The organism is Pseudomonas sp. MC6, assembly GCF_054790575.1.
Genome location: NZ_CP186504.1, coordinates 3040662 through 3061510 on the forward strand (window position 1 = coordinate 3040662; position 20849 = coordinate 3061510).

General features: G+C 57.6%; 17 protein-coding genes, 1 tRNA gene and 2 pseudogenes. 8 read left to right on the top strand and 12 right to left on the bottom strand.

Annotated elements, in window-relative coordinates:
• The first annotated feature begins 239 nt into the window (after positions 1 to 239).
• The 3 genes from ACOYXE_RS13500 to ACOYXE_RS13510 all read left to right on the top strand — a co-directional run bounded on the left by ACOYXE_RS13500 (position 240) and on the right by ACOYXE_RS13510 (position 5850).
• A complete protein-coding gene (locus ACOYXE_RS13500; protein ID WP_460929613.1) occupies positions 240 to 5027 on the top strand; it encodes an RHS repeat-associated core domain-containing protein in 4788 nt (1595 codons plus the stop codon).
• Positions 5028 to 5079: 52 nt separating this feature from the next.
• On the top strand, positions 5080 to 5319 hold the full coding sequence (locus ACOYXE_RS13505; protein ID WP_238785308.1) for a contact-dependent growth inhibition system immunity protein: 240 nt from the start codon (positions 5080 to 5082) through the stop codon (positions 5317 to 5319).
• 312 nt (positions 5320 to 5631) lie between these two features.
• On the top strand, positions 5632 to 5850 hold the full coding sequence (locus ACOYXE_RS13510) for a hypothetical protein (protein WP_238785296.1): 219 nt from the start codon (positions 5632 to 5634) through the stop codon (positions 5848 to 5850).
• An 81-nt stretch (positions 5851 to 5931) separates the two neighbouring features.
• Here the strand turns inward: ACOYXE_RS13510 and ACOYXE_RS13515 are convergent, their stop codons facing one another.
• From ACOYXE_RS13515 to ACOYXE_RS13535, 5 genes and pseudogenes are all read right to left on the bottom strand, one after another.
• Positions 5932 to 6105: a hypothetical protein gene (locus ACOYXE_RS13515; protein WP_174244440.1), complete on the bottom strand. Its 174-nt coding sequence runs from the start codon at positions 6103 to 6105 to the stop codon at positions 5932 to 5934.
• A 122-nt stretch (positions 6106 to 6227) separates the two neighbouring features.
• Positions 6228 to 6647: a YMGG-like glycine zipper-containing protein gene (locus ACOYXE_RS13520; protein ID WP_007914081.1), complete on the bottom strand. Its 420-nt coding sequence runs from the start codon at positions 6645 to 6647 to the stop codon at positions 6228 to 6230.
• A gap of 120 nt (positions 6648 to 6767) precedes the next feature.
• Positions 6768 to 8099 (bottom strand): annotated as a pseudogene (locus ACOYXE_RS13525) (IS4 family transposase).
• A gap of 119 nt (positions 8100 to 8218) precedes the next feature.
• Positions 8219 to 8590, bottom strand: coding sequence for a glycine zipper domain-containing protein (locus ACOYXE_RS13530; protein WP_016983669.1), 372 nt, complete (start codon positions 8588 to 8590; stop codon positions 8219 to 8221).
• Between the two features lie 324 nt (positions 8591 to 8914).
• Positions 8915 to 9103, bottom strand: coding sequence for a hypothetical protein (locus ACOYXE_RS13535; protein ID WP_095050941.1), 189 nt, complete (start codon positions 9101 to 9103; stop codon positions 8915 to 8917).
• Positions 9104 to 9343: 240 nt separating this feature from the next.
• On the opposite strand from ACOYXE_RS13535, the gene ACOYXE_RS13540 reads away from it, so the two are divergent.
• Positions 9344 to 9628 carry a hypothetical protein gene (locus tag ACOYXE_RS13540; protein WP_460929617.1) on the top strand — a complete coding sequence of 95 codons (285 nt, stop codon included), beginning with the start codon at positions 9344 to 9346 and terminating at the stop codon, positions 9626 to 9628.
• A gap of 60 nt (positions 9629 to 9688) precedes the next feature.
• Here ACOYXE_RS13540 and ACOYXE_RS13545 read toward each other — a convergent pair whose 3' ends face one another.
• Positions 9689 to 10009, bottom strand: a complete 321-nt coding sequence (locus ACOYXE_RS13545; RefSeq protein ID WP_016985528.1) for a YbjQ family protein — start codon at positions 10007 to 10009, stop codon at positions 9689 to 9691.
• Positions 10010 to 10152: 143 nt separating this feature from the next.
• Positions 10153 to 10242 (bottom strand) — tRNA-Ser (locus ACOYXE_RS13550).
• Between the two features lie 295 nt (positions 10243 to 10537).
• Between ACOYXE_RS13550 and ACOYXE_RS13555 the strand changes: the two genes are divergently transcribed.
• The 3 genes and pseudogenes from ACOYXE_RS13555 (at position 10538) to ACOYXE_RS13565 (ending at position 13274) form a co-directional block, all read left to right on the top strand.
• The gene (locus ACOYXE_RS13555) at positions 10538 to 11227 is read left to right on the top strand and encodes a crotonase/enoyl-CoA hydratase family protein (protein ID WP_405122032.1); all 690 of its coding nucleotides are present in this window, start codon (positions 10538 to 10540) and stop codon (positions 11225 to 11227) included.
• Positions 11228 to 11444: 217 nt separating this feature from the next.
• Positions 11445 to 12168, top strand: a pseudogene (locus tag ACOYXE_RS13560) (lysophospholipid acyltransferase family protein).
• Between the two features lie 134 nt (positions 12169 to 12302).
• Positions 12303 to 13274 carry a magnesium and cobalt transport protein CorA gene (locus tag ACOYXE_RS13565; RefSeq protein WP_134175048.1) on the top strand — a complete coding sequence of 324 codons (972 nt, stop codon included), beginning with the start codon at positions 12303 to 12305 and terminating at the stop codon, positions 13272 to 13274.
• A gap of 109 nt (positions 13275 to 13383) precedes the next feature.
• Here the strand turns inward: ACOYXE_RS13565 and ACOYXE_RS13570 are convergent, their stop codons facing one another.
• The 3 genes from ACOYXE_RS13570 to ACOYXE_RS13580 form a co-directional block, all read right to left on the bottom strand.
• Positions 13384 to 14106 (bottom strand): amidotransferase, encoded by a 723-nt coding sequence (locus tag ACOYXE_RS13570; RefSeq protein ID WP_160057021.1) that lies wholly within the window; start codon positions 14104 to 14106, stop codon positions 13384 to 13386.
• A 92-nt stretch (positions 14107 to 14198) separates the two neighbouring features.
• Positions 14199 to 16343, bottom strand: a complete 2145-nt coding sequence (locus ACOYXE_RS13575) for a 3-hydroxyacyl-CoA dehydrogenase NAD-binding domain-containing protein (protein WP_160057019.1) — start codon at positions 16341 to 16343, stop codon at positions 14199 to 14201.
• Positions 16344 to 16366: 23 nt separating this feature from the next.
• Positions 16367 to 17572: an acetyl-CoA C-acetyltransferase gene (locus ACOYXE_RS13580; protein WP_460929621.1), complete on the bottom strand. Its 1206-nt coding sequence runs from the start codon at positions 17570 to 17572 to the stop codon at positions 16367 to 16369.
• 585 nt (positions 17573 to 18157) lie between these two features.
• Here ACOYXE_RS13580 and ACOYXE_RS13585 point away from each other — a divergent pair.
• Positions 18158 to 18979, top strand: a complete 822-nt coding sequence (locus ACOYXE_RS13585) for a c-type cytochrome (RefSeq protein ID WP_160060064.1) — start codon at positions 18158 to 18160, stop codon at positions 18977 to 18979.
• Between the two features lie 112 nt (positions 18980 to 19091).
• Here ACOYXE_RS13585 and ACOYXE_RS13590 read toward each other — a convergent pair whose 3' ends face one another.
• Together ACOYXE_RS13590 and ACOYXE_RS13595 are read right to left on the bottom strand one after the other, a co-directional pair.
• Entirely contained in the window at positions 19092 to 19895 is an 804-nt protein-coding gene (locus ACOYXE_RS13590; RefSeq protein WP_102901166.1) for a transglutaminase family protein, read from the bottom strand.
• Entirely contained in the window at positions 19892 to 20842 is a 951-nt protein-coding gene (locus ACOYXE_RS13595) for an alpha-E domain-containing protein (RefSeq protein WP_016982907.1), read from the bottom strand. The genes ACOYXE_RS13590 and ACOYXE_RS13595 overlap by 4 nt, the downstream gene beginning before the upstream one ends.
• Positions 20843 to 20849: the final 7 nt, after the last annotated feature.

Consider the following 20849-nt stretch of genomic DNA (forward strand, 5'->3'; position numbering starts at 1 on the left):
TCCGTTAACAAAGACATCCCGGGCGGCACAGTTGGCGCCACTACGCGGATCTGATTAAAGGGTTCAGCAGCATAACGAGCGCGACGGACATTGAGCAACGGCAATGTCCATCGCAGCGATGAACGACTCGCAACAATTCAGCGAAACATCCTACAGGTATTGCCTACTCGCCCGACTTCTTTCCTGATTGATCCCCCGCAAAGTCCCCGCACCTTTTTGATGTGCGCGAGAGACTGCGAATGCTTCCAACCGATCGGCTGCTGGCCCTGAACAACAGCATCGGCCTGCTCGTTGTTGCTGCTTTGAATCCCGATGAGCCGGATTTTGACAACCTGATCGGCGAGTTTCGCCTGTGCCTGAACCACTACGACGCCTGGGCCGAGCAGTTCTGGACAGGCACCGCGCTGGAGGTCGAGCAGGTGTTCACTGTCGGCAACGACATGCGCCTCAGCGCGCCGATCACGTCGCGCCAGCCGCTCAGTTCATCGGTGGTCATGTGCCCGGCCAGCGGGACGTTGACGCTGGTGCACATGTTCGAGGCCGCGCGGTTCGTGCCGATCGGCGATACGCCGGTGACGCTCGAACCGGTGCTTGCCGATGTCGGCGGCGTGCTGACTTTCGGCGAAGCGCTGCATTACACCATCGGCCCCAGCGGCATTCTGCAGGTGACCGATTGCGATCGGGGCCAGCGTTATCGCATCACCTTCTTTCCCGATGTGTCCACCGACCATGTGCGTGCGCTGTATGCCTCTTATGAAGGTGTCATTGCAGGCCTGGAAGGCTGGCTGCGCGCTGAGTGGGCAGGATTTCAGCCCCAGTGGACGGAGTTCTCCAGCGCCGGATTTCTTGACCGTTACGGCCAGTTGCAACAGGCCGACTGGCGCGGGTTCGAGCAAGCCCTGAACGGCGTTTGGGATGACATCAAACAGGTATTCGCCCTGCTCGCCGACTTGCAGGCCAACAGTGAAAAACTGCTTGAGTACCTCAGCGAGGCTGAACTTGAAGCGCTACTGCAAGCGTCCAGCGATGCCATTGCCAACGGCTTGCTGATCCTCAGTGACGAGCCTTTGCTGTTCATTCATCTGGCCGCGTTCACCAGTTGGCTGAAGATGCTGCCGCCGCAGTATGTAGCTGAAGTGGTAGCCGAGGTGCGGGTCGAACTGCTGATCAGTTTTCTGCTGATGGGGTTGTCGGGCGGCGTCGGCGTGCCGGTGCGCTTGAGCAACAAAGTGCTGGCGAAGATCAAGTCGCCTCGCGCTCGGGAATGGCTGGCGGCCTCTGCGTTGCGCTTGGCCGAACTGACGTCCTCCGCGGATTTGACGCGGCATGCCAGCGTTTTGAAGCCGCTGATGCTCAATGTGCGTGACGTTGAGTTGAAACCGACACCGTCGATACCGCTGAACATTCGTCAGGCCGATTCTGTGGTGTTGACGGTGCCGAATCCGGCGCCTGTTGTGCGGGACAAGCCTGGGGGTTCGAGCCGGATCGAGCGACATGAGCCGCATGACGACTCGCCGGATCAGGCGAAAAATCCCAACGGTGACAGCGCCGATTGTGTGCCGCGTACCTGCACCAACGGTTGCCCGGTGTCGATGGTCACCGGTGAAGAACTGCTGACCCTGACTGATGCTGTGCTCGATGGTGTATTGCCGTTTGAGTTCACGCGGTTGTATCGCAGCAGTGCCGCTGAGATCGATGTTGGGTTGGGTTTTGGCTGGAGCCATTCGCTGGCGCATCGGCTGGAATTTTTCGCTGATGAGGTTGTTTGGGTCGATCACGAAAACCGCCGCACCCGTTTTCCGTTGCCGAGTATTGAACGGCCGGCGATTCACAACAGCCTGTCGCGGGCGGCGATTTTTCTGGGCGATGAACCGGAAGAGCTGATTCTCGCGCTGGCCGGGGACGCGGCGCGGTTTTATCACTTTCGCGCGGGACGGCTGACGGCGATCAGCGATGCCTATGGCAATCGTCTGACGGTGCAGCGCGATCGCTCTGACCGGGTGCAGCGACTGGATAACGGCGCCGGGCGTTCGCTGCTGTTGCGCTATGACCGCGCGCAGTTGGTTGGTGTGGATTACCAAGTGTTTCGCGACGGTGCCTGGAGCACCGAACAGGCGCTGGTCAGTTACCGCTACGACGCCTATCAGCATCTGATCGAAGCGACCAATGCCGTCGGTGACAGCGAGCGTTACGACTACGACGACGCTCACGTGATCCTGCAGCGGCAACTGGCTGGGGGCGCGAGTTTCTTCTGGGAGTGGGAACGTTCGGGCAAGGCTTCTCGCTGTGTCAGGCATTGGGCCTCGTTTTCGCAGATGGACACGCGCTACGTCTGGAACGACGACGGCAGTGTCGCGGTGCATTACGTCGATGGCACCGAAGAAACGTACGTCCACGACGAGCGTGCGCGGCTGGTGCGTAAAGTCTCGGCGGATGGTGGCGAGCAGCTCAAGGCCTATGACTCATCGGGGCGGTTGATCGCCGAGCAGGATGCCTTGGGGGCGGTCACCGAATACCGCTACGACGAGGTCGGACGGCTGATCGCGCTGATTCCGCCGGACGAGGCGCCCACGTCCTACGAGTATCGCAACGGTTTCTTGCATCGGCGTTCGCGCGGCGAGGCGGTGTGGATCTACCGGCGCAATGCCGAGGGCGATGTCACCGAAGCGGTCGACCCCGATGGTCAGGTCACCCATTACTACTACGACACCTGGGGTCAGTTGCTGTCGATCCGTTATCCGGACAGCAGCCGCCATCGCTTGGTCTGGAACAACCTCGGCCAGTTGACCGAGGAAACCCTGCCCGACGGTGGCGTGCGGCGTTTTTCCTACGATGCACTGGGGCGCCGGACCACAACCGCAGACGAACACGGTGCGGTCACCCGCCAGCATTGGGACGCCGTTGGCCGACTGATTCAGACGACTTTTCCTACCGGCAGCACTCGCGCCTACAGCTACGGCGCCTACGGTCAGGTCATTGCCGAGCGCGATGAACTGGGGCGCATCACCCGTTATGAGTATGACGACGACCTGCACCTGGTTTCGCGGCGAATCAACCCCGACGGCACGCAGGTGCAGTATCGCTACGACCATGCGCAGTTATTGCTCACCGAGATCGAAAACGAATCGGGGGAAAAATACCGGCTCGATTACACGCCGACCGGGCTGATTCGCCAGGAAAGCGGTTTTGATAGCCGGCGTACCGCGTATGCCTATGACCTCAACGGCCATCTGCTGGAGAAAACCGAGTTCGGCGATGACGGCTCTTGTCTGCTCACCGCTTATGAGCGCGATGCCGCTGGCCGGCTGTTAGTCAAAACCCTGCCCGATGGGATCAAGGTCACCTACCAATACGATCGCCTCGGCCGACTGGTCAGCGTCGACGATGGCCAGAACCATCCGCTCGCCTTCGAGTACGACCGCCAGGACCGCTTGATCACCGAGCATCAGGGCTGGGGCACTCTGCGTTACCGCTACGACGCCTGCGGTCAGCTCAAGCGCCTGCGTCTACCGGACAACAGCGTGCTCGATTACCGCCACGCCAAGGGCGGCGCGCTGACCGACATCGACCTCAACGGCACGCCGTTGACCCGTCACGTCTATCAGTCCGGACGCGAAAGGCAACGTCAGCAAGGTCTGCTGCTCAGCGAATATACCTACGACGATCAGGGACGATTACTCGCCCACGCCGTAGGTCATCAACGCGATGCGCTGTACCGCCGCGATTATGCCTACAACGCCAACGGCAATCTCGCGCACATCGCCGACAGCCGCCACGGCCAACGCACCTACGGCTACGACGCCCTCGACCGCCTCATCCGCGTACGTCACTCACGCGACGAACTGCCGGAATCCTTCGCCCACGACCTGGCCGGCAACCTGCTGATGCAGGACCGCCCCGGCCCGAGTCAAATCAAAGGCAACCGCCTGCTCATGCAGGGCGACCGCCATTACGACTACGACGCCTTCGGCAACCTGATCCGCGAACGCCGCGGCCGCGCGCAAACCCTCGTCACTGCATACCGCTACGACAGCCAGCACCGCCTGATCGGCCTGACCCGCCCCGACGGCCAGACCGCGACTTACGCCTACGACGCTTTCGGCCGACGCATCCGCAAAACCGTCGGCGACGCCACCACCGAATTCTTCTGGCAAGGCGACCACCTCGTCGCCGAAAGCAGCGAACACGAATACCGCAGCTACGTCTACGAACCCGGCACCTTCCGCCCGCTCGCGCTGCTCGACGGCAAAGGCCCGAAAAAGGCCTGCCCGTTCTACTACCAACTCGATCATCTCGGCACCCCGCAGGAACTCACCGACTACAGCGGCGACATCGTCTGGTCCGCGCAATACGACGCCTACGGCAAAGTCGCCACGCTGACCCTGGCCGGCGACGACTACCTGAATCAGCCGCTGCGCTTTCAGGGGCAGTATTTCGACGGGGAAAGCGGCCTGCATTACAACCGGCACCGGTACTACGACCCGCGGCTGGGACGGTATCTGACGCCGGATCCGATCAAGTTGGCCGGTGGGTTGAATCAGTACCAGTACGTGCCGAATCCGACGGGGTGGGTGGATCCGTTGGGGTTGACTTGCACTCCGTGTCCGGGAGCAATACAAGCTGATGGACCCTATAGTGAGATAGTTCCAGGAGGTGGTTTGAAGGCAAACGACTCTCGGGGAGGGCATGTTTATGAAAAACATGTCGAACGATCTGAGGCCCAGCTAAGACATAGGTTAAAAGCAGAGCCAAACATACCCATTGCCTCCACATTTCTCACTAGAACTGAAGCCGAATCCTCTATTTCAGCCGTGATCAAAAACAATCAAAACAAGATAGACAGCTTTCTCAAAGGTAAGGGAAAGAAACTTGTTATCAATGAACCTACAATTGCTCCGGCAGGCGTAGGTGTTGTTCGGCAGAGCGGGAAGCTGGAACCGCTATTCAGCATTAGGCTGATAATCCAACGTGAGGCAAAAGCACCTCTCGGCTATTTCATTTTGACAGGATTCGTAAATGACAAATGATGATCACCCCCAGCTCTTTCAATTCCTCGGCGCATATTTCCATGAAGACTGGATGTGTGAGTCAGCACGGGCAGACGACATTATCAAGTCGTTCATAGCAGACTCCGAGGAAGTAACATTGCTCGATGTCGCAAAAGAAATTGAAACCCTATTGGCGCTAAATCTTACAGAAACTGACTTACGGAGTTTTTTACTCAAAGAAATAGGATGTTGTTACTGCTACTGGCATGAATGGCCGAATGGGATCGAATGGCTAGATCACGTTAAGCTTTTACTAAAAAAACGGAGGTAAACGATCGATCATTGATTTTTAAAAAACATCATCCAGTCGAAGGAAACTACCAAATCACCACTTACTTCCAATAGGGCCTGAAAACAGGCCCTGTAGTGTGAAAACCATCTACAAACATGCTCAATGGCTTCACGCACTCTCACTCAACATCAAAATTACTATTGGTCTTGAAAAAAGACCCTGCGCTACCTTTGGGATATTTTTTACTAACGGGATTTCCAGAGCTATGAAAAGTGACTTTCCAGAGGCTCATGATTTTTTGGCGCCTACTTTCATCAAGACTGGCTGGTGGAGCACGACACATCTGATCAAGTGATTGACGATTTTTTGAGAAACTCCGACAAGGAAGTATTACTATTAGTCCGTAACGAGTTGCAAACCTTACTCAGCCGAAGGCTAAACGAAATGGACCTACGGGCGTTTCTGTTAAAGGAACTGCATTGCTACTACTGTTACTGGAACGAATGGGCATCTGGCGAAGTATGGCTACATCACATCGAAAGGAAGTTAAACGAAAGTATGGCTGACTAGCATGCACACCTATAAGGGCCTGAAATTACAGGCCCAGTAGATTCAGGTTCAGATAACTAGGTTCGGTTTGAAGACAAGCGTTCACTGCTCATCCTCATCCTCATCCTCTTCATACTCCATATCCGCCTCATCCGAATCATTCAACGGCACCGTGGCATCATCCATCAACGACCCCGGATCCTCATTCCCCGGGTCATTGATAAACGGCAATCCACTCGAACCTTTCTCTTCCTTGCCTTCAGTTTCGGGAGTCATGGCAAACCTCATCATCTGGTGGAGTGTATGAAGTTCGAAAAGCCCTACGGCCAATCGTTCCGGTGTCTGACGAGCAAATACAAAAAACCCGGCAAAAAGCCGGGTTTCTGTTCAAACCTCCATCAATGATGGCGGTTTTTATGTTTGTTCTTGTGTTTATGACCGCCGCCCGAATGAGAGCCACCATCGTCACCGAGGTTATTACCGACCGCACCACCCGCCGCGCCGCCCAACCCTGCGCCAATGGTCGAACCCGTTGAGCCGCCGAGGCTGTTGCCGACGACCGAGCCACCCGCCGCGCCGAGACCACCACCAATGGCAGCTTCGGTGCGATTACGCTTATTCGCCCCGACGGCACTGCCGGCCGCGCCGCCAACACCCGCACCTACCGCCGCGCCAGTACTGCCACCGAGTTGTCCACCGACCACATTGCCGAGCGCGCCGCCCAGGCCGCCACCCACAGCGGCGGTGCCATCACCAGCGGCCATCGCCCCTTGTGCTACCAGCAAACCGAAAAACAGTGCAGATAATGACAAGCGCATATGAACCTCACAGTTCCCGAAGCGGGACAGTCCGCCCAGACATGGGCCTATGTGAGATTGGAGACGCAAACGGGAAAAACGTTCAGCCATGAAAAAGCCCGACATCAAGCCTAATGCTGTTCACTTAAGCGGAGCAGCCTTACGGTCCACCGGAAACCGGGTTTTTGAGCTCTTCACCGTCCTTGGCCTCGAAGGCCTTGGGCGGTGATCCAGAAACAACCCGCCAACGCCTTTTCTAAGTTCCGCCAACCGTCTACCCGTCGCTGAAACAGGATTGGCCGCAGCCATCACGATCAACTGCACGGCGATGTACTGGCAAACCGGCTTGAAACGGACGTCCGACGGCGCTCGACCAAACGCCACTGCTGCCTGACTTGCCTCCCGACGAATCACGTTGTAAGCCAGCAACAACCCCCATACTTCCTGGTAGATCAGATCGACCTTTTTGCTGCGCAAGGTCATTGCGTTTTGCTGCATTGAGCTTTTGATATCCCTGAAGCCCAATTCGATTTCCCAGCGCTCCTGATAAAGCTTGGCAACAGACTTGGTGCTGTAGATCTTGGTCGGCAACGACGTCATGACTGTTTTTACTTTGCCTTGAATTTCATAACTGACTTCACGCGCCTCCCAGTGTGTGGGAAGAGTCGGATTTCGCTTTCTGGCTTGCGGCGACACTTTCATACGCACCAAACGGTCGTGCTGGTTGTAACGGGCTATCTCCTCGCAAACCAATCCCTTTTTTGCCGGAATCAGTCAGTGGCGCTGGTTGCCGTCGCCGCTCAGGCTGAGCATGAGATCGGCGCTCCAGAATCCCTTATCGAACAGCGTCACGGAGTGGTCGGGGATCTGCTGCAAAAACTCATCGGCCAGACGCATTTCGCTGCGTCGGTAAGGGCTAAGCTGTGCATCCAGGATCAGGTGTGAACGCACATTCATCAGCGCCACCAGGCGCAGCATGGGAAAGGGAGTCTGGCGGTCGGTCGAGGTGTTTCCAGAACCGAAATGGTCTCGCAACTCCGGCGTATCCGGCGTGCGCAGAAGCGCACCATCGACTGCAAATACTTGCAGATCCTGCCAGGCATCATCGGGATAGCGCTGCGCGCCCCATTGAGTACCCGTTTTGCGAAACAACCACTCAACCGGGTCGGCCCCCAGCCGCTTGCGGGCCTCGGTCACACCGCTACGGGCCAACAGATGGTCAGAAGCCAGACCTTGGGCGCAGATGTTCAAACGTCGGGCGACCTCATGAACGGGCTCGTCGCGAAACAATGCCATGCCGAGCACCAGCCAGAGCACTTGGTCGGCAGGCAAGCGACGCCGCCGGATAGTGGCCTGGCTAGACAGATCCAGCGCAGACGCAACCCACTCGATGGGAATATTTTGAGTGAAAGTACTCAAGTCACAGAAGTTGAAAAGGTCGCCGAGGTCGAGCAAGTCCTGTTGAACAGACATAAAAAAATCCGATGCCAGAGATCTGACATCGGATTTTCGAAGAAGCCCGGCGAGGATTCAAATGCTTAAGTGAACAGCATTAGACATCAAGCCGGGCTTTTTCGGACAAACAATCAGTCTCAGTGACGCTTGTGACCTTTGGACAAGTTGCTGCCCACCGCGCCGCCAGCTGCGCCGCCCAGGCCTGCACCAATCGTGGCGCCGGTTCTGCCGCCCAGGCTGTTGCCGATCACCGAACCACCGGCTGCACCAACACCGCCGCCAATGGCCGCTTTGGTCCGGCTACCCTTGCGTGCCGCCATTGCGCTGCCCGCCGCGCCTGCTACGCCAGCACCGATTGCCGCGCCAGTGCTGCCGCCCATTTTCTGGCCGACGACATTACCCAGCGCGCCACCCAGACCACCGCCCAGCGCCGCAGTACCATCGCCAGCAGCCATTGCACCTTGAGCAACCAGAAGCCCGAGAACCAGAGCAGGCAATGTTAAACGCATGACGAAAACCTCAAAAATTGGGATGACAAAAAGGGCCGGGATTTAATGCTGTCGCCACGAAGAAGTCCAGCCGAAATCAGTGGCTTCGCGCACTTGGCGCCGATTGGACAGCGATTCTGCAAAAGGTTTTATGACAGGCAAAAAAAAGCCCGCTGGGGAGACGGGCTGGAGACTTGCTTTCTAACGGATGGCTTCACCCTACCGCGGTAGACGTGAAAAGTTTGTGAAAGCCCACTGCATTTGCCGCCGAACTGAGTAGGACATGTCTCTCACTCAATCAGGCATAAAAAACCCCGTTCAATGACGGGGTTATGCAGTGACAGATTATTTTCTGGATCGCGCGCTGACCTTGGGTAGAAATTTTGCCTTCGGTCCTTTCGGTGCTGTGGATTTGATCTTGCCGGTCTGCACCCGGTCCTCGCCAAAGCCTGACTGGTACTCGGTCTGACCGCACCGTACACAGTTATTGAAGGAAAATTCAGCGCCATCGTCTTCGATATACGGATCAGTCATACCATCGCCCCTTCGCCACCGGTCGACACCGGCAAAAACCCATTCGCCTGAAAAAATATCGACCTCCAACGTTTTTGAGACTAGCTGGTCATTCCTGGACTTGTTATTCAGATCTCCTGATGCCCGACGAATGGCCTACAAAAACTCAACGCGATGTAGTGCCATTGGTCCTACACCGCTAAAGAATTGCAGAGACAGGCCGTTGCCCTTTTTCATACAAATGAATCTCAAGGAGAGAACATGCAAATCAACGGATTCCCGAATATGCCTGTCGTAAAACTCACGGACGAACAGATCGCAGCCGGCAAGGCTGGCGCTGAAAAACTCAAGGAAAAGATCGCTTCCGGTGAAATCACCATCAAGTATCCAGATCCGGATACACCGGTTCTGCAACCAGGGGTCATTTACCATCCCAGCAAGCCAGTCGAACCCAACCCACCTACTGATACACCCCCTCTGGTCGCCATTGATACACCACTGACCTATGACGAAAGAGGCACCGCGCTCCTCAAGCCACAAGGCTGATTACACAGAAAGACTGAGCCCGTTCAATCTCTGAATGGGCTCACACACCGCCCAACAAACTCAGCGCAACTTCACCGCTGTACCCGTCGCAAACACCACAACCATCCCGCCCTTGCCGCCGGGCATGCTGATTTCGAAATCCACTCCGACCACCGCATCAGCTTGCAGAGCACGCGCGCGCTCCCTGATCTCTTCAGTCGCCTGAATACGCGCCTCCTTCAACGCCCGCTCCAGCGTCTGCGAACGCCCACCGAAAAAATCGCGCATACCGGCAAACATGTCACGGATCACATTGACGCCCTGCACCGACTCGGCGCTGACGATGTCCAGGTATGCGGTGATCTGCCGACCTTCAATTGCGTGCGTGGTGGAAATAATCATGGAATGTCGTGCCTATATGGATGAATAAATCCGCGATTGTAATAGCTCAAAGCGGAATTCAAGCCGCAGCCAATAAAATCCAGACGCCAGAAACCACAAAACCCCTGACTTCTTTCGAAATCAGGGGTTTTGTGTACTGAATATGGCGGTGAAGGAGAGATTCGAACTCTCGATACAGTTTCCTGTATACACACTTTCCAGGCGTGCTCCTTAAGCCACTCGGACACTTCACCGTATCTCTTCAAACATGTTCTGTCTGTCGAGGCGCGCTAATGTAGTCGAAAGCTTTTGCGATGGCAAACTTTTTTTCAGAATTTTCATGCGGTTAAGAGAAAAAACCATTTTGCCCACCGACGGGCCATGGCAAACCGGCCAATCTTCGGTGGGCGCGGCCCTTCTATATAGAAGCGCAATGCCTCGTTACGCTGGGTGGGCCGGGAAACGGTGACTGGCGAGTCAGTCACGGCGCTTTACCTGGCCTGCGACGGTGGGTAACGTCTGCCGATCTTTCTTACAAGGAATAGCGTCATGAGTGAGTTGATTTCCTACCACCTCGAAGACGGTATCGCGACCCTGACCTTGAGCAACGGCAAGGTCAATGCCATTTCTCCGGACGTGATTGTGGCATTCAACGCGGCGCTGGATCAGGCGGTAACGGATCGTGCCATCGTGATCATCACCGGTCAGCCAGGGATTTTGTCCGGCGGCTATGACCTGAAGGTGATGACAGCCGGCCCTAAAGAAGCGGTAGCGTTGGTGACTGCCGGTTCGACGCTGGCCCGTCGTCTGCTCTCTCACCCGTTCCCGGTGATCGTAGCTTGCCCGGGTCATGCCGTGGCCAAGGGCGCGTTTATTCTGTTGTCTGCCGATTACCGCATCGGTGTTGATGGCCCGTTCAGCATCGGCCTGAACGAAGTGCAGATCGGTATGACCATGCACCACGCTGGTATCGAGTTGGCGCGTGACCGTCTGCGTCGCTCGGCATTTCACCGCTCGGTAATCAACGGCGAGATGTTCGATCCGAAAAGCGCCGTGGATGCCGGTTTTCTCGACAAGGTGGTTTCCGCCGAGGAGCTGCAAGGCGCCGCCCTCGCCGCTGCGCGCCAACTGAAGAAGATCAACATGCTCGCGCACAAGAACACCAAGTTGAAAGTCCGTAAGGCACTGCTGGAAGCGCTGGATAGCGCGATCATCCAGGATCAGGAGCATCTGGGTTAAGCCTGGATTCAAGAACGGAACGAAAAGCCCGACCGTCGTGTCGGGCTTTTACTTGCACATATGGTTTAAAAGTCTGCAACAGCTCTAGGACAGGTCTGATCATCAATTCGGAAACATGCGCTTAAACATCGGCTATCTCCGGACTCTATAGTGGCAATTGCCGAAAACAGTGCACATCCGTACACTGCGCCACCTTTTGTCCCGGTGGGGCCTGAAAATGCTGTTCGTGTTTCGTATGTTATTGATGAGCCTGCACTTTATTCTGGCCGGCGTGCTCGGGGTGATTCTCGGGATCTGCCGCCCGTTCAATCCTGACAACAGCCGTCTGTGCGCCCGCCTCTATGCGCTACCAGCGATGTGTATTTTGCGTTTACGAGTGAAATCCGATGTCAGCGGTTTGCTGAACAAACCCGATAGCTGCGTGATCATCGCCAACCATCAGTCCAACTATGACCTGTTCGTTTTCGGCAACGTCGTGCCGCGCCGTACCGTGTGCATCGGCAAGAAGAGCCTCAAGTGGGTGCCACTGTTCGGACAACTGTTCTGGCTGGGCCGGCAATGTGTTGATCGATCGTGGCAATGCGCACAAAGCACGTCAGTCGATGCTGACCACCACCAATACCTTGCAGAACGAAGACACCTCGATCTGGGTGTTTCCGGAAGGCACGCGCAATCTCGGCGAAGAATTGCTGCCCTTCAAGAAAGGCGCGTTCCAGATGGCGATTGCCGCCGGTGTACCGATCGTTCCGGTTTGCGTGAGCAGTTACATCAAGCACATGCGTCTGAATCGCTGGCGTAGCGGGAAAATCCTCATACGCTCGCTGCCGGCGATTCCTACAGCCGGATTGACCATGGATGACATGCCCATGCTCATCAATCAGTGCCGCGAACAGATGCGCGAGTGCATTGAGTCGATGGATCGGCAACTGCAAGCCGCCTGAAAAGATAACCCGCCCTGTGCGGGTTTTCTTTTGCCCGGTGAACTGTACAGATTTCACTGACTCTCAAGCAACGACACGGCTAAGCTGAAGCCGTGTATTCCCTGCCACCTGCCAAGAAGAAGTGAATCACCACCATGGGTCGAGTTGTTGCTGCTGCGGTGTACAGCGCAGGCAAGAAAGTCACCAATATTACCCTCGACGAAGGCGCTGCCTGGGCCGCGAAAACCGGTCACTTTGTCTGGATCGGCCTGGAAGAGCCGGACGCTCAAGAGCTTTCCAATCTGCAACGTCAGTTCAACCTGCACGAACTGGCCATTGAAGATGCCCTGGAAAAACATAGCCGACCGAAGCTGGAAACCTTTGGCGACGCTTTGTTTATCGTCACCTATTCGCCCATCCGCGAAAACGGCGTTCTGCAATTTATCGAGACGCACATCTTTGCCGGCAAGGGCTACATCATCACCGCGCGTAACGGTCACTCGGCGTCCTACGCGCATGTCCGCCAACGTTGTGAGGCGCGTCCGCTGCTGCTGGAGCATGGAGAAGATTTCGTACTCTATGCGCTGCTGGATTTCGTCATCGAGAACTACCAACCGGTGGGCGAAGCCATTCATGCCGAAATCGATGAACTGGAACGCAACGTGTTGTGTAGCGCGTTGAACGAACGCGACATTCAGAAGCTGCATGGCTTGCGCCGCGATGTCGTGCGCCTGCGCCGTTACGCGGCGCCGATGGTGGAGATTGGCGAGGAACTGCAGAAACTGAGTTTCCCGTTTATCGACAAGAACATGCGCCCGTACTTCCGCGATGTGCAGATCCACGTAACGCGGCAGATGGAAGACCTGAGCACTTTGGCCGACATCGCCAGCCAGACCATCGAGATCGGTGTGTTGCTCGAGGCTTCACGGCAAAGCGTGGTGCAGCGCAAGTTTGCTGCCTGGGCGGCGATCCTGGCGTTTCCGACGGCGGTGGCGGGGATTTACGGGATGAACTTCCAGAACATGCCGGAGTTGAGCTGGCACTACGGTTACTTCGGGGTGCTGGGGTTTATTGCGGTGGGGTGTGTGAGTTTGTGGGCGAGCTTCAAGAAGTCCGGGTGGTTGTAGCGCAGACCGAGTTGTCTGGAACATTCGCGAGCAGGCTCGCTCCCACACTGATCGATGGCGCACCGAACATCCAATGTGGGAGCGAGACTGCTCGCGAAGCTTTTTGGCCTTAGACAGTTTCTGGCTTATGCGCCACAAAACGCATCATCCACTCCGCAACCGTCGCACCATGGTGTTCCTGCTCAAGACTGGCCACGCCCTTGGTGTAGATCTGCGAACCCAACGCTTCCTGACGCAGATCCAGCAGCGCCCGCGAATAATCGTGGATAAATTCCGGATGCCCCTGGAAGCACAGCACCTGATCGTTGATGTGATAGGCCGCGAACGGGCAGAAATCGCTGGATGCAATAACCGTCGCGTTTTCCGGCAGCGCTGTGACCTGATCCTGGTGGCTGATCAGCAGCGTCAACTCTTCGCGTACCGGGCTCATCCATGGCGCCTTGGCTGCCAGTTTGTAATTGTGGGTGCCAACACCCCAACCTTGCGTGGCGCGCTCGCTCTTGCCACCGAGCAGCAGCGCCAGCAGTTGATGGCCGAAGCACACGCCGAGCAGTTTGTCACCACGCTCGTAACGAGTCAGCAGGTATTCCTTGAGGGTCTGGATCCACGGATCAGTACCGAACGAGTCAGCCTTGCTGCCGGTGACCAGGTACGCGTCGAAGGTTTGGTTGTCGCTTGGGTATTCGCCCTGCATCACGTTGTAGACGGTGAACTCGGCGGCAATCGGTTGCTGTGAGAACAGGCGCTGGAACATCTGCCCGTAACCCTGATATTGATCGACCAGCTCTGGACGCAGGATGTCGGTTTCCAGAATGCAGATGCGTAGCGACATAAAAAATACCTGACACGTGATGGGAATAATGAACACCCCAGAGCCTGCCTTGAAACACCCTGGCAAGGCAAGCCCCGGAATGCTCGTTGCCCTTAGAACATTTCACCTTTTGCCGCTTTATCCAGCAGCAACGCTGGCGGCGCGAAACGCTCGCCATACTGCTCGGCCAGATACTGCGCGCGAGCGACGAAATCCTTCACCCCGTACTGGTTGATGAACTGCAAGGCGCCACCGGTCCACGGCGCAAATCCGATGCCGAAGATCGAACCGATATTGGCGTCCGCCGTCGAGGTCAATACGCCCTCTTCCACGCAGCGCACGGTTTCGATGGCTTGCACAAACAACAGTCGATCACGCACGTCTTTGGGCGAAATCTGCCCGTCGACCTGCTCGAAACGCGCCTCCAGTTCGGGCCACAAATGTTTCTGTCCACCGGCCGGATAATCGTAAAAGCCGCCACCCGCCGCTTTGCCCGGGCGCTTGTATTCATTGAGCAGCAAGTCAATCACGGCGAAGGCCGGGTGCTCAATCAGCGATTTCCCTTCTGCCTGTAGGTCCTTGGCAGTTTGCTGACGGATATGGCTCATCAGGCTGAGGGAAACTTCGTCGGAGATCGCCAGAGGCCCGACCGGCATGCCGGCCTTGCGCGCCTCGGTTTCGATCATCGGCGCACTCACGCCCTCGCCAAGCATGGCGATGCCTTCGTTGGTGAAGGTGCCGAAGACGCGTGAAGTAAAGAAGCCGCGACTGTCGTTGACGACGATCGGGGTTTTCTTGATTTGCAGGACGAAATCAAAACCTCGGGCAAGCGTTTCATCGGTGGTCTGTGCCCCTTTGATGATTTCCACCAGCGGCATTTTTTCCACCGGACTGAAGAAATGCAGGCCGATGAATTTGCCAGGATCAGGCACAGCCTTTGCCAGACCGGTGATAGGCAACGTCGAAGTATTGGAAGCGATGACGGCTTCGGCGCCAACCACTTGCTGGGCGGCAGAGGAAACCCTAGCCTTGAGATCGCGATCTTCGAACACCGCTTCGATGATCAGATCGCATCCCGCGAGGTCCGCATCACTTTCGCACGGCTTGATCCGCGCCAACACCTCATCACGCTTCGCAGCATCCATCTGTCCGCGAGCGACTTTCTTGTCCAGCAACGCCGCAGAATGTGCTTTGCCTTTTTCGGCGGCAGCCAGATTGACGTCCTTGAGCACCACTTCAATACCCGACGAAGCACTGACAAACGCAATCCCCGCGCCCATCATCCCAGCGCCAAGCACGCCGACCTTTTGCGTCTTATAAGGCGCAAAGCCCTGCGGCCGCGAACCACCGGCGTTGATCTCATTGAGTTGAAACCAGAACGTGCCGATCAGGTTTTTCGAGATCTGCCCGGTGGTCAGTTCGGTGAAGTAACGGGTTTCGATCAGGTGCGCGGTGTCGAAATCGACCTGAGCGCCCTCGACTGCCGCGCAGAGGATTTTCTCCGGCGCCGGCATTGTCCCTTGGGTCTTGCTGCGCAGAATCGACGGCGCAATCGCCAGCATCTGCGCGACTTTCGGATTCGACGGCGTGCCGCCCGGAATCTGATAACCCTTCACATCCCATCGCTGCACTGCCGTCGGATTGGCAACGATCCAGGCGCGCGCCTTGGCCAGCAATTCATCGCGATCCGCCGCCAGTTCATCAATCAACCCCGCCTGCAACGCCTGTTGCGGACGTACTTTCTTGCCTTCGAGCAAATACGGCAGCGCTTTCTCGATCCCGAGCATGCGCACCATGCGCACCACTCCGCCGCCGCCCGGCAACAGGCCGAGAGTCACTTCCGGCAGACCGAGCTGCACCGATGCATCGTCCAGCGCCACGCGATGATGACAGGCGAGGCAGATTTCCCAACCGCCGCCCAACGCCGCGCCGTTGATCGCCGCGACCACCGGTTTGCCAAGGGTCTCCAGGGTGCGTAACTGCGCTTTGAGGGTCAGCACCATGTCGTAGAAGGCTTTGGCTTCGGGCTTGCCGATCTTGATCAGCTCCTTAAGGTCGCCGCCGGCAAAGAAGGTTTTCTTCGCCGAGGTGATGATGACCCCGGCAATCTGGTCTTTTTCAGTCACCAGACGGGCAACGCAAGCGGCCATGGCCTCGCGGTACACAGCGTTCATGGTGTTGGCGCTCTGGCCCGGCATGTCGATGGTCAGCACGACGATAGCGTCCTGGCCTTTTTCGTAACGAATGGCTTCGCTCATAACAAGGTTCCTTGGATTCGGGCTCAGAGGCGTTCGATGATGGTCGCAATGCCCATGCCGCCGCCGACGCACAGCGTCGCCAGGCCATAGCGCAGGCGTCGCGCTTCCAGCTCATCGAGCAAGGTACCGAGGATCGCGCAACCGGTCGCGCCCAGCGGGTGGCCCATGGCGATGGAGCCGCCGTTGACATTGACCTTGTCGGGGTCGACTGCCATGTCCTTGATGAACTTCAGCACCACCGAAGCGAACGCTTCGTTGACCTCAAACAGATCGATGTCTTCAACGCGCAACCCGGCCTTGGCCAGTGCCTTGCGCGTCGCCGGCGCAGGGCCGGTGAGCATGATGGTCGGGTCGGTGCTGGTGACCGCCGTGGCGACGATGCGCGCCCGAGGTTGCAAGCCCAGCGCCCGTCCCTTCGCTTCTGAGCCGATCAGCATCAGCGCCGCACCGTCGACGATCCCGGAACTGTTACCCGGTGTGTGCACGTGATTGATTCGCTCGACATGGCTGTAGACCCGCAACGCCGTGGCGTCGAAGCCCATCTGCCCGATCATTTCGAAACTCGGCTTGAGCTTGCCCAAGCCTTCCAGAGTCGACTCGGCACGAATGAACTCATCATGATCGAGCAGGATGATGCCGTTCTGGTCCTGCACCGGCACCAGCGACTTGTTGAACGAGCCGTCAGCCCGGGCCCACGCGGCCTTCTGTTGCGAGTGTAAGGCGTAGGCATCGACGTCCTGACGACTGAAGCCTTCCAGCGTGGCGATCAGGTCAGCGCCAACCCCTTGCGGGGTGAAGTGGCTGTGCAGGTTGGTCTGCGGGTCCAGTGCCCAGGCGCCGCCATCGCTGCCCATCGGCACCCGCGACATCGACTCGACACCACCGACCACCACCAGGTCTTCGAAGCCCGAACGCACTTTCATTGCGCCGAGGTTGACCGCTTCGAGTCCCGAGGCGCAGAAACGGTTGATCTGCACGCCCGCGACGCTGACGTCCCAATCGGCCACTTGCACGGCGGTTTTGGCGATGTCCGAGCCTTGATCGCCAATCGGCGTCACGCAGCCGATCACTACGTCATCGACCTGACTGGTGTCCAGCGCGGTGCGCGCTTGCAGCGCGGTCAGCAGACCGGCCAGCAGATTCACCGGTTTGACGCTGTGCAGGGCGCCATCGGCCTTGCCTCTGCCACGGGGCGTGCGTAACGCATCGAATATCAAAGCTTGGGTCATGTCGTCCTCGAACCTGTGCGGTGAGTGATTTCTTGTACCTTCACTCTTGGCCCAAGCCGTCATCGTTTCAATGACCACAGTGCTCAATACACTTGACGCACACGCTCAGACGGACGGTCATCAAAGGCCGGGTGAACCGGTTCAGGTCAGCGAGTTGTCTAGCCAGCGGGCGGCAAAGAAGCTGGCAATACGCCTCATGCTTTTTTAATCGCGATTTTCAGTAACTCCATATGAAATGGATCTAAGGCAAGCGTGACGCGGGCCCTAAGGTAGTACATGTACGTCAGGGTCGTCGGGTTTTGCCGAGGCCTACGTTCTTCAACAGGAAGTGCAGCGCTCGCCGTCATGGATATGCAGGCAAGCATCAGGAAATAACAATAAAGGCGGTCAAGCCATGTTCAAACAACCGAAAGTTCGTCAAGCAGGGCTCATTCTTTTCGCCACGACGCTGTTGTTGATTTTGCCGAATCTGACCAAGGTCATCGGCTGAATCGAGCGGCAGGTGCTGTTTATCGCCACTGAAAATGTGACTGGCCCGCTACCCGGGCCAGCGTGGCTGTGCCAACCTTGGCGCACTCCCACGACATGGACGGCGATCATTTGAAAGCGCTCATTGTGTTCGGGGCCATGCTGCTGAGCATGCCCTTGTCTGCCGCTCAGTTGAACTTACAACTGGGTACAAACAGCCGCACCTGGCAGACCGAGGAATTGCTCAAGCATCCTCAAGTGCAAACCCTCACGATCAAAAACGATGTGTCCTATAAAAAGGACATGACCTATCGCGTCGTGCCTGTGGCTGCGCTGCTGACCGGGATAAAACCGCAAGATCATCTGCAAGCGGTGGCACTGGACGGGTTTGCTGCAGAACTGGCCGCTGCGCCACTGCTTAACCGCGACGGCGCACGGGCCTGGCTGGCCATCGAAGATCCGGCGCAGCCGTGGCCAGCACTGTCGGAAGGCAAGCACAGCGCCGGGCCGTTCTATCTGGTCTGGAGCGATCCGCAAGCCGGCAATATCAGCCCGGAGCAATGGCCATTCCAGGTCGCGAGCATCAAGCGCATGGCACCAGTGGCCGAGCGCTTTCCTGCCCTGCTACCGGATTCTGCGTTGAAAGCGGATGACCCTGTGAACCTGGGATTTGCGCTGTTTCAGAAAAACTGTCTGGCGTGTCACCGGTTGAACGGTGCGGGGGATGCGCAGTTCGGGCCGGATCTGAATATTCCGTATAACCCGACCGAGTACTTCGGCGCGGATTTCCTCAAGCGTTACATTCGTGATCCGCAGAGTTTGCGTCAGTGGCCGCAGGCGAAGATGCCGGGGTTTTCGGTAGAGGTGTTGCCGGAGGGGGATCTGGAAATGCTTGTGGGGTATCTCCAGCACATGGCCGGACGCAAAGTTAAGCCCTGAGCACATTTCCTTGTAGGAGTGAGCCTGCTCGCGATAGCGGTGTATCAGTCAGCACATTTGTAACTGACAGACCGCTATCGCGAGCAGGCTCGCTCCCACAGGAGTACGGCGTTTACTGTTGTTGTACGGAGATGACTGGCGTCGGCGAGACAAATACCTTCGCGTGCATCTGCTCACACCCGCCGCCCCGGCGCATGCCGCGCACCGGGCAGGCATCCAGATAATCCAGACCCACCGCCAGTTTCAAGTGCCGCTCCGGCCGCGCCAGTTGATTGGTCACGTCAAAGCTGTACCAGGCGTCATCCAGCCATGCTTCTGCCCAGGCGTGGCTGGCGAGATGTTCGCAATCCTCGCTGTACAAGTACCCCGACACATAACGCGACGGAATCCCGAGACTACGTGCACAAGCCAGAAACGCGTGAGCATGATCCTGGCAAACACCCGCACGCCCGGCGAAGGCCTCAGCGGCGCTGGTATCGACCTCGGTGGATCCCGGCGTGTAAGTCATGTGTTGATTCAAACCGTGCATAAGATCAATCAGCGCGGTGCGATCCCGCCGTTGCTTGCAGGACCTCTCGGCAAACGCGCGCAAGGCCTCGTCCGCCTCGGTCAAGCGAGTAAAGCGCAGGAACGGCAGCGCCGACTGGCTCTCATGCTCGGCCTCGCGCAGTTCGTCGATATCAACCTGCCCGCGCGCGCCGATGATGATCGCTTCGTGCGGTTCATCCATGGTCAGCACATGCAGGATATTGCCGAACGGATCGAGTTGCGCACGCACCGGGCGCGGCAGGTCGAGCTGCCAGCTCAACACGTGCTGACGCTCGCTGTCGTGGGGTGTCAGCCGCAGGTACTGGATGCTCGCCCGCACCTGATCTTCGTAGTGATAGGTGGTTTCGTGGCTTATGGAAAGTCTCATGCAGCCTCCAGGTATGAACTGTGAATGGCGTTACCCAACTGGCGCACCAGCGGGATGAATTCGGTCAGCCAGGCGTGCAGGCCTTCCTCGAGAATTTCGTTGATGCCGGTGTAACGCAGGCGCGCGTCCATCTCTGCCGCCAGACGTTGCGCCGGACGACCGTTGGCACCGGGCAGTTGCGCGAGGATCTGATCAATCTCTTCGGTGCAGGCACGCAGTGAGCGCGGTACATCGGCGCGCAACAGCAGCAACTCGGCGACGTGACGGGCGCCGGGCGCATCGCGGTAGATTTCGGTGTAGGCCTCAAAGGAAGACAACGCACGCAGCAAGGCACTCCACTGATAATAGGCGTGGGCAGTGCCGTCGCTGACCGCTTCGGCCTGATCACCGGCCATTTCATAACGGGCATCGAGCAGTCGCAAGGTGTTGTCCGCGCGCTCGATAAACGTCCCGAGACGAATGAAACGAAACGCATCGTTGCGCATGATCGTGCCGTACGACGCACCACGGAACAGGTGTGAACGTTCCTTGATCCACTCGCAGAAACGGCTCATTCCATAGCGACTGAGACCCTGTTCGGCGATCCCGCGAATCTCCAACCATGTCGAATTGATGTTCTCCCACATATCCGCCGTGATGCGCCCACGCACCGCATGGGCGCTGGCCCGCGCCGCGCCGAGGCAGCTGTAAATGCTCGCCGGGTTGGCGGCGTCGAGGGCAAAAAAGTGCAGCAGGCGTTCGGCATGCAGCGCGCCGTGACGCTCCAGATAATCGTCGAGGGTGCCAGTGATGAGCAGCGGCATGGCGAGTTCGTGCAGACCGTCACCACGGCCGTCCTGCGGCATCAGCGACAGCGAATAACTGATGTCGAGCATCCGTGCGAGGTTTTCCGCCCGCTCCAGGTAACGCGACATCCAATACAGATCCGAGGCAGTTCTACTTAACATGGCAAGC

What these genes read in the sequence shown, in the direction of transcription:
- ACOYXE_RS13500 (WP_460929613.1), top strand. Translation starts at nt 240, where the DNA reads ATGCTTCCAACCGATCGGCTGCTGGCCCTGAACAACAGCATCGGCCTG.
- ACOYXE_RS13505 (WP_238785308.1), top strand. Translation starts at nt 5,080, where the DNA reads ATGTGTGAGTCAGCACGGGCAGACGACATTATCAAGTCGTTCATAGCA.
- ACOYXE_RS13515 (WP_174244440.1), bottom strand. Translation starts at nt 6,105, where the DNA reads ATGACTCCCGAAACTGAAGGCAAGGAAGAGAAAGGTTCGAGTGGATTG.
- ACOYXE_RS13520 (WP_007914081.1), bottom strand. Translation starts at nt 6,647, where the DNA reads ATGCGCTTGTCATTATCTGCACTGTTTTTCGGTTTGCTGGTAGCACAA.
- ACOYXE_RS13530 (WP_016983669.1), bottom strand. Translation starts at nt 8,590, where the DNA reads ATGCGTTTAACATTGCCTGCTCTGGTTCTCGGGCTTCTGGTTGCTCAA.
- ACOYXE_RS13535 (WP_095050941.1), bottom strand. Translation starts at nt 9,103, where the DNA reads ATGACTGATCCGTATATCGAAGACGATGGCGCTGAATTTTCCTTCAAT.
- ACOYXE_RS13540 (WP_460929617.1), top strand. Translation starts at nt 9,344, where the DNA reads ATGCAAATCAACGGATTCCCGAATATGCCTGTCGTAAAACTCACGGAC.
- ACOYXE_RS13545 (WP_016985528.1), bottom strand. Translation starts at nt 10,009, where the DNA reads ATGATTATTTCCACCACGCACGCAATTGAAGGTCGGCAGATCACCGCA.
- ACOYXE_RS13555 (WP_405122032.1), top strand. Translation starts at nt 10,538, where the DNA reads ATGAGTGAGTTGATTTCCTACCACCTCGAAGACGGTATCGCGACCCTG.
- ACOYXE_RS13565 (WP_134175048.1), top strand. Translation starts at nt 12,303, where the DNA reads ATGGGTCGAGTTGTTGCTGCTGCGGTGTACAGCGCAGGCAAGAAAGTC.
- ACOYXE_RS13570 (WP_160057021.1), bottom strand. Translation starts at nt 14,106, where the DNA reads ATGTCGCTACGCATCTGCATTCTGGAAACCGACATCCTGCGTCCAGAG.
- ACOYXE_RS13575 (WP_160057019.1), bottom strand. Translation starts at nt 16,343, where the DNA reads ATGAGCGAAGCCATTCGTTACGAAAAAGGCCAGGACGCTATCGTCGTG.
- ACOYXE_RS13580 (WP_460929621.1), bottom strand. Translation starts at nt 17,572, where the DNA reads ATGACCCAAGCTTTGATATTCGATGCGTTACGCACGCCCCGTGGCAGA.
- ACOYXE_RS13585 (WP_160060064.1), top strand. Translation starts at nt 18,158, where the DNA reads ATGGACGGCGATCATTTGAAAGCGCTCATTGTGTTCGGGGCCATGCTG.
- ACOYXE_RS13590 (WP_102901166.1), bottom strand. Translation starts at nt 19,895, where the DNA reads ATGAGACTTTCCATAAGCCACGAAACCACCTATCACTACGAAGATCAG.
- ACOYXE_RS13595 (WP_016982907.1), bottom strand. Translation starts at nt 20,842, where the DNA reads ATGTTAAGTAGAACTGCCTCGGATCTGTATTGGATGTCGCGTTACCTG.